The following is a 1,740-nucleotide window of genomic DNA, read 5'->3' on the forward strand; positions in this document are numbered from 1 at the left end:
GAAGGCCTGCTGGAATTCACCCAGCTCCAGGTCATCAACATGGCCAAATGAACGGGTGAGGCGCGGTTTGCGGAACGCAAACGGAAAGGTCCGGTGGACCTTTCCGAGCGCCGAACGCCCGGAGCGATAGCGAAGGGCAGGGTAGCGAACCAATCTCCGCCTCAATTCACTCAGTCCTTAGGAAAACACGAGGGTCATTCCATCATGTCGAAACTTGAAGGCCGTTGCCTCTGTGGTCAGTTTTCCTATGCGAGCGATGCCGCACCGCTCGCAACCGTCATCTGCCATTGCAGGAACTGCCAGCGTCAGGGCGGTGCCGCGTTTTCGCTCAATGTCGTTCTGCCGGCGGCCTCTCTGGCCACCAGCGGCGAGCTCAAGACCTACCTGGATCGCGCCGACAGCGGCAACACCGTCGAGCGCCAGTTCTGTGCGACCTGCGGCTCGCCGATCTTCTCGATGCTTTCGGCCAACAAGGCCATCGCCATCGTCAAGGCCGGCACGCTTGACGACACCTCGGCTTTGAAGCCGGCATCGGAAGTCTGGTGCGACAGCGCGCAGAGCTGGGTGCCGCCGATGGTCGCCGAGGCGCGCTTCCCGAAGAACCCGGGCTGAAAGGGCTTTGACCGCTCACCTTGCGGCGGCAGTGTCGCGGCAGAACGCAGGAATGAATCCCGAATGACCGATCATGTAAAAGGCAAGACCATTGTCGTCACCGGCGCCGCCGGCGGGTTTGGACGCCTGGTAAGCCAGAAGGCCGCCGCCCGCGGCGCCAATGTCGTTTGCGGCGATGTAAACGAAGAAGGACTTGCCGAAACGGTGAAGCTTGTCACGAGCGCCGGCGGCAAGGCGTCCGGCAAGCTGACGGATGTCACCGACCTTGCGGCCATGACGGCGCTTGTCGCGCAGGCGGTCGCGGCGCATGGCGCCATCGACGTGATGATCAACAATGCCGGCATCATGCCGCTCGCTTTCTTTGCCGATCACGAAGCCGCAAGCGCGGCCTGGAGCAAATGCATCGACATCAACATCAAGGGCGTCATGAACGGCATCATCGCCGCTTACGACCCGATGATCGCCCAAGGCCGCGGCCATGTGATCAACATCTCCTCGATCTACGGAAATTTTCCGGTCGTCGGCGCGGCGGTCTATGGCGCCACGAAATCCGCCGTGAATTTCCTTTCCGAGTCGCTCCGCGTCGAAGCGGCCGGCAAGATCAAGGTCACGATCATCAAACCGACCGGCGTGCCGGCCACCGGCCTTGGCGGCGCGATCGTCAATCCCGAAGCCGTTGTCGGCATCCTCGGACAGAACACCGCCGCCTATATCGGTTCGATGACGGCCATCATGGAAGGCCAGGTGCAGGATGCGCGCGTCGATCCGGACAGCACCGCCTATGCCGTTCTCGATCCGGCTTACATCGCCGATGCGGTAATCACGGCAATCGATCAGCCCTGGGGCGTCTCCCTCGGCGACATCACCATCCGCGCCGCCGGCGACGCCTATATCCTCTGAGCCGCTGGCCGGGACCATATCCAGCTTCCGCCGATCGCAGCTACTTCAGGTTTGAGAGAATAATCTCCATCATCCTGTCTTTCTCCGTACGAAAACTGTCGAGGAAGCTCGGCGAGACGTTGGTGAGCGCGTCGTGCTTCACGCTCCAGGCGGTCATCTCAAGGATGATCGGCAGGAAGTCGCGTCCCTTCTCCGTGAGGCTGTAGATCGTTTTCGACCGGTTGGCGG

Annotated in this window: 3 protein-coding genes; 2 read left to right on the forward strand and 1 reads right to left on the reverse strand. The window is 61.8% G+C overall.

Features of this window, described 5'->3' with window-relative positions; translation table 11 throughout:
• The first annotated feature begins 204 nt into the window (after positions 1-204).
• Positions 205-612 carry a GFA family protein gene (locus WEB61_RS04290; RefSeq protein WP_368063091.1) on the forward strand — a complete coding sequence of 136 codons (408 nt, stop codon included), beginning with the start codon at positions 205-207 and terminating at the stop codon, positions 610-612.
• 63 nt (positions 613-675) lie between these two features.
• Positions 676-1,512 (forward strand): SDR family oxidoreductase, encoded by an 837-nt coding sequence (locus WEB61_RS04295; RefSeq protein ID WP_368063092.1) that lies wholly within the window; start codon positions 676-678, stop codon positions 1,510-1,512.
• A gap of 40 nt (positions 1,513-1,552) precedes the next feature.
• Here WEB61_RS04295 and WEB61_RS04300 read toward each other — a convergent pair.
• A partial coding sequence (locus WEB61_RS04300; protein ID WP_368063093.1) for a winged helix-turn-helix transcriptional regulator occupies positions 1,553-1,740 on the reverse strand: 188 nt, incomplete at its 5' end.

Origin of the sequence: Parvibaculum sp. (assembly GCF_040882025.1) — a bacterium.
GTDB lineage: Bacteria > Pseudomonadota > Alphaproteobacteria > Parvibaculales > Parvibaculaceae > Parvibaculum.

Bases quoted from the DNA above. Each gene is read 5' to 3' on its own strand.
- WEB61_RS04295 (WP_368063092.1), top strand. From the start codon at position 676: ATGACCGATCATGTAAAAGGCAAGACCATTGTCGTCACCGGCGCCGCC.
- WEB61_RS04290 (WP_368063091.1), top strand. From the start codon at position 205: ATGTCGAAACTTGAAGGCCGTTGCCTCTGTGGTCAGTTTTCCTATGCG.